At 34.3% G+C, this 5867-nt stretch carries 3 protein-coding genes; all 3 read right to left on the reverse strand.

The features are described from left to right. Nucleotides 1-1466, reverse strand: a 1466-nt coding sequence (locus Q7P22_RS08170) for a DUF3656 domain-containing protein (RefSeq protein ID WP_303862951.1), incomplete at its 3' end; no start/stop codon positions are given. An 8-nt stretch (nt 1467-1474) separates the two neighbouring features. Continuing rightward, nucleotides 1475-2758 (reverse strand): D-alanyl-D-alanine carboxypeptidase family protein, encoded by a 1284-nt coding sequence (locus Q7P22_RS08175; RefSeq protein ID WP_303862954.1) that lies wholly within the window; start codon nt 2756-2758, stop codon nt 1475-1477. Nucleotides 2759-2891: 133 nt separating this feature from the next. Next, the gene (locus Q7P22_RS08180; protein WP_303862958.1) at nt 2892-5819 is read right to left on the reverse strand and encodes an insulinase family protein; all 2928 of its coding nucleotides are present in this window, start codon (nt 5817-5819) and stop codon (nt 2892-2894) included. Nucleotides 5820-5867 lie beyond the last annotated feature (48 nt).

Below are 5867 nucleotides of genomic sequence, written 5' to 3' on the forward strand. Positions count from 1 at the left end.
ATTTCCGATATAGGGAGAACGGTACTACTTTCAAGTTTCACTTTAATTTCTACAAGTTCAAAAGGAGTATTGCCTAATTTTCTAATTTGCTCTTCTACTCTTAAAGGATCTAAAGGTTTATTGATTGCCTTCTCACTTAATTTTTCTCCTCTGCACTCTACTACTATATCGCCGTATTTCATTTTCACCTGCAAAGGCTGTGACATTTTAAGCTCAACTTCTACTTCTATTGGAAGTTTTCTTGGAAACTGCGGGCTTAACAATTCTGTAGTCTTCAACTCTATAGCGCGATCCGAGGTTTTGTAAATACGGTCTTTTGAGTGGAAGGATCTACGCAAAGGGATCTGAACCGTCTCCCCTGCCTTTGCCCTTTCTACCTCTTGGCCCTTTATATCGAATATCTTCCCTAAAGTCTCTCCAAATTCTGTACGGTCTCCAAGGATTAATAAGCCGTCTCCCTTTGTTAGATGATTCTCTAATTTTACAGTGGCCTTATCTTTTTTTGTAGATACAATTTCACCAACAAAGATTCCTCTTTTTCTTGGATTATCTTTAACAATAAATTCTTCAGATGATAAGTTTTCACTATCAAAATATCCTGTAGTAAATTTGCGATTAAAAACTTGTTCTATATCTAATCTCTCTTCTTGAGAAAGATTTGTAATATTTCCTTTAAAATAACTATCTATTAATTTTCGATAAGCACTTACAACTGTATAGACATACTGAGCACTTTTCTTTCTGCCCTCTATTTTGAAGGAGTCTGCTCCCGTTTCAATAAGGTCTGCTATAATATCTAATGTATTTAAATCTCTAGGGCTTATAAGATGACCTTTGTCTATTATATAATCATCTACTTTTAGTTCGTAAGGTTTTCTACAGGGCTGAGCGCAGCTCCCTCGATTTCCACTTCGTCCACCAATCATAGAACTCATAAGGCATTGTCCTGAATAGCACACGCACATAGCGCCGTGATTAAAAATTTTAATTTCTGCCTTTGTATTATTCACGACTTCCTTTATCTCTGGAATAGTCATTTCTCGCGCCAATACTACTCTTTCAAACCCTAAATCTTCTAAGAGCTTTACTCCCTCTATTCCATGGACAAACATCTGAGTGCTACTGTGCATTGGAAAATGAGGCAGAGCTCTCTTTAAAAGATAAAACAAGCCTAAATCCTGTACAATCAGAGCATCCGCTCCAGCATGGTATAAAAAATATACATAATCTAATACATCCTCTAACTCCTTATCTTTTAGGAGAATATTAATGGTTATATATACTTTTACTTGGAAGAGATGACAATAAATGATGATTTCACTTATTTCTTCTCGACTAAAATTTGTTGCATTTCTTCTAGCATTAAACTCTTTCCCGCCTAAATACACCCCGTCTGCTCCTGCAAATACAGCTGCTTTTAAGGCTTCCATATGTCCAACTGGGGCTAGTAATTCTGGTTTTTTCATATTGTTCCTTACCTCGTTTTCTTAAGATGATGAATTATTAAATAGACCATAGCCATTGCTATCATGATCTCTATGTAAAATAAATAATCCAAAATGCTTCTTACCTTAAGGTCTGACTGGGAATAAATATCCGCTCTACCAATCTCTTTTCCATCAAAGGAGTAGCTAATTTGCCCAATAATTTGTTCTAAAGAAATGTTATCCCTTAAGGTATATGTATTTTCTGAAGTCTCTTCTAAAAGATTTTTATCGTAGATGATTTGGCTTTTCATATGCTCACTTTCTTCTTTGCCTAAAAGTAATACCAAATCTTTCTTAACAATTACAGGAACTTGATCTATTGATTTTGCATTATCTAAGAGGAGTTCATCTATTTTCTGGTCAGCCTCAAAAAGTTTCGTGTACTCATATTGTTCTTCTGCATAATTCAGAAGCTCTACTGCTTCACCCCATATTTCTTCATCAGTACTTTTATAGAGGATACCTATAAGCTCCTGATTATCTCTAGAAGACAAAAACACGAGACACTTTCCAGCTTGACTTGTATTTCCCGTCTTCATACCTTTTACATCTTCTGTATAATAGGGATTGTGTCCTATCTTCAGGCCTTTAGACACTTGGTCTAATATGGGGTGTAAGAGGTAGTTTGTATTATACCATTTATGCGTAACTAGGGGATTAGCAAGAGAGTAATTTGTGGTTTTAACGATTTCTCTTGCTATATCATATTTTAATAGCTCTTGCGCCATTAAAAGCATATCCTCTAAAGTAGTATAGTGATTATCACTATGTAATCCATGAGGGTTTTCAAAATTGGTGTGTACAGCTCCTATTTCCTTTGCCTTCTGATTCATCATCTCGATAAAGTGCTCAATGGCCCCCTCTTCGTCTTGCACCTTTCCTACTGCGTTTCCAACACCACGAGCTAAAGTATATGCTGCATCATTGCCTGATGGGAGCATCAAACCGTAAAGGAGATCCTTAACAGACAAAATCTCTCCCTCTACTAAATCAGCTTTGCTGCTATCACTTGAAATCCGCTTGATCTCGCTGCCAACTGTAATTTGATCTTCTAAATTCATATTTTCTAAAGCTACAATTGCTGTCATGATTTTTGTAGTACTAGCAGGATAAAACCTCTCTTCTTGGTTTTGTGCATAAAGAACTCTACCACTGGTCTCTTCAAGGAGAAGTATTCCCCTCTCGTTAGGAAAAGAAGGCTCTATTGCCAATACAGTATTTCCACATAATGTAATTAATACTAAGAATAATATTATTGCGCTTTTCTTCATTGCCATACCTCACATGTTCGTTCTAAAATCTATGTAAAAACAATAGTTCGCTAAGGGGACGTTCCCGTCCAAGCAACCGTCTAACTTTTAAATAAGAAAGTTGGCCACTTGCAATGCCAACTTTCTTATATTTCTATTCAAATAAATTTACTGTAGTTTCAAAGAGTTCTTTTGCTTCTTGTATTTTTCGGTCATTTCCAAGTACGCAAAGGTAATTTTCGCTCATAGCTTCTTTTACAATCTTTGCAGTGTCTTGAATGTCTTCTATAGTACAAGAGAGAACCTGATTTCTTTCTCTTTGTAAATCTTCTTGTCTTATATTTCTCAAATAATTACCTGTAGCCGTATTTCCCTTCATTGCTGGAGTCATAGGTGTATCTAGATTGCTTATAGTACCTATAATGTACTTATTCATTTCTCTTTGAGACGCTTCAAAAGTTTCAATAAACTGAGACATATTGTCGATTGTATTTACCGTTTCCTTTAAATTAGGATCTCGATAGGAGCCTACAAATAAGGTACCTGATCTACCTATGCTAAAAAAAGCACCATATGCGCCACCTTGAACTCGGATTTTATTCCACAAATACTCTGTGCTCATAATAGACTTTACAACCTGTAGTGCACCACTGTACTCATATCCTAAATCTAAGACATTATACGCTTTTCCTACATATTGTACCTTACTGGAAGTCATAAGTCCTTCATTAAATTTTCCCATTTCAAATTCGTATTCATTTCTTTTCACTTTTTCATCTTTTAATTGATTATACAAAGACTTTAAGGAATTTGTTACTTCGTCGTAATTCTCTTCATCACAAATCAAACTAAATATGATGCTATTTTTGTTAAAGAGCAGTTCACTAGTCTCTTTAAGTTTTGCAAGAATTTCATCCGCTTTGTTATCAAAGTCCTCTTCTAAGGTTTTAATAAATTCATAGTAGTCAATTCCGTCAATAGACTCTAAGAACTTTGCTGATTTAGCATAATAAGAGTTTACTCTATTGGCTACAATTTTATGACCTGAGCTCATAAAGAGCATTTCTGTTCTAGCCTTAGAACTTTGAATAATTTCTTTTAATCTTTGCTTCTCATGGTATTTACAATGGACAATCATTTGACTCATAATATGGAAGAGTTTATCAAGATGTTCCTTTAGCGCTCTTCCCCTTACGATAAATCTAGGTTCATATTCTTCGATATTTTTACTATTTGCATAGACATCAATATCAAAATCAATACCTCCTGTGTAAATTTCAATTTCATTGGTCAATTGTTCAAAAGAGTATTCTTGTGTGCTGACTTCTCCTAAATACCTAGCTAGAAGGGCAACATAGGGAATATACTCTTTTTCCACATTTTTTATATCAAAAAGCAAACTAGTGTAGACAATTCCATTTGTGTGCACTGGCGTATGGAGGACTTCTACATTTTTAAATTTCTTTATCTCTAAAGGTAATTCTTCCGTCTTCTTTCCAATATCTTCAATTGGTAAAACTGGAATCTTCTCAATATCCGTTGGATCATCAGATGTATTCTGTCTTATAATCAAATCTTTTGTTTCCTTAATAAGAGATTCTAACTCCTCTTGATTCAATCGTTCCTTGTATTCTTTTAGATGCTTTTCAATCTCATGGTCCCCTTTATCCACTAATCCTTGTTCTGGTTTTGCTATCAATAAACTACAGTGATTGTTATCTAAAAGATACTTTTGTATCAAGTTTTCAAAGTAATTCTGATCTATGTTGTTTCGTATGAATTCAAAATCATCTTCATACTCTAAGTACATAGAGGGATCCGAATCGTAAAGCCAACTATCCATAATATTGATGCCATAGATTAAGCCTTTAGGGTATGATCCAAAATCTGCTTCTTTCATTTTAAATTCTGAAATATTGATTGCCGCTTTAATTTGATCTCTATCAATACCATTTTCTACTAAGCTATTTAGAGTCTCATTTATAATTTTCTTAAACTCTTCTTTTTTGCTTTCTTCAGAGTTTTTAATCATAATGCTAATAACAGGTTGTAAAATACCTCCATCGAAAGAACCCATGACATCCTTACCTAATTCTGCCTGAAGTAAGGCCTTCTTTAATGGGGCAGATGGAGAGTTTAATAGGATATGAGCTAAGATCTCCAAGCCTAAATGAGTTTGTGGATCTGTCGAGACACCAGTAACCCAGTTCATCGTGAGGAAAGTCTTCTCTTTTGTAGACTCTGTGTTGGATATAGGATAAGAGTAGACTTTTTCTTTTGGCTCTTTAAAAGGCCTTTGTATTGAAATAGAAGAATCGATTTGTAATTTGTCGTATTTAGACAGATAGTTTTCATGAACAAAAGCTAAATGCTCTAAAATATCTCCATCACCATAAAAATAAATATAACTATTAGATGGATGATAGTATTTCTTGTGAAAATCGATAAAATCTTCATAAGTCAAATCTACAATAACATCTGGATCTCCTCCAGATTCTAAACCATATGGCGTATCTGGAAATAAAGTCTCTTGAACTTTTCGATTGACTACTTCTTCTGGATTAGAAAAGGCACCTTTCATCTCATTGTAAACAACGCCTACATAGCGAATATCATCCTCTGCATTTTCTAAATGATAATGCCATCCTTCTTGTAGAAAAATTCCTTTTTCATCGTAGATCTTTGGATTAAACACAGCATCTAAATAAACATCCATAAGATTTACAAAATCTTTATCATTCATACTTGCAATAGGATACATGGTCTTATCTGGGAAAGTCATCGCATTTAGAAAAGTATTTAGGGAGCCTTTAATTAATTCTACAAAGGGTTCTTTGACAGGATACTTTTCCGATCCGCATAAAACAGAATGCTCCAAAATATGAGGTAAGCCCGTGCTATCTGTTGGTGGAGTACGAAAAGAAACGGAAAAGACTTTATTATCGTCTTCATTTGAAAGATAGTAAAGTTTTGCCCCTGTCTTTTCATGTTCAAACAAATACCCAGTAGAATCTACCTCTTTAATCGATTTTGATTCTATTAATTTGAATCCACTATATACTTCATTAATTTTTAAATTCATTCAATCACTCCTCGTATAATATGTTTAGGCTCATTATTTAATGGTCTA

This window comes from Alkalibaculum bacchi (assembly GCF_937875145.1).
Classification (GTDB): Bacteria; Bacillota; Clostridia; order Eubacteriales; family Alkalibacteraceae; genus Alkalibaculum; species Alkalibaculum bacchi_A.

Coding starts and splice junctions, on each gene's coding strand:
- Q7P22_RS08175 (WP_303862954.1), bottom strand. CDS start 2,758: ATGAAGAAAAGCGCAATAATATTATTCTTAGTATTAATTACATTATGT.
- Q7P22_RS08180 (WP_303862958.1), bottom strand. CDS start 5,819: ATGAATTTAAAAATTAATGAAGTATATAGTGGATTCAAATTAATAGAA.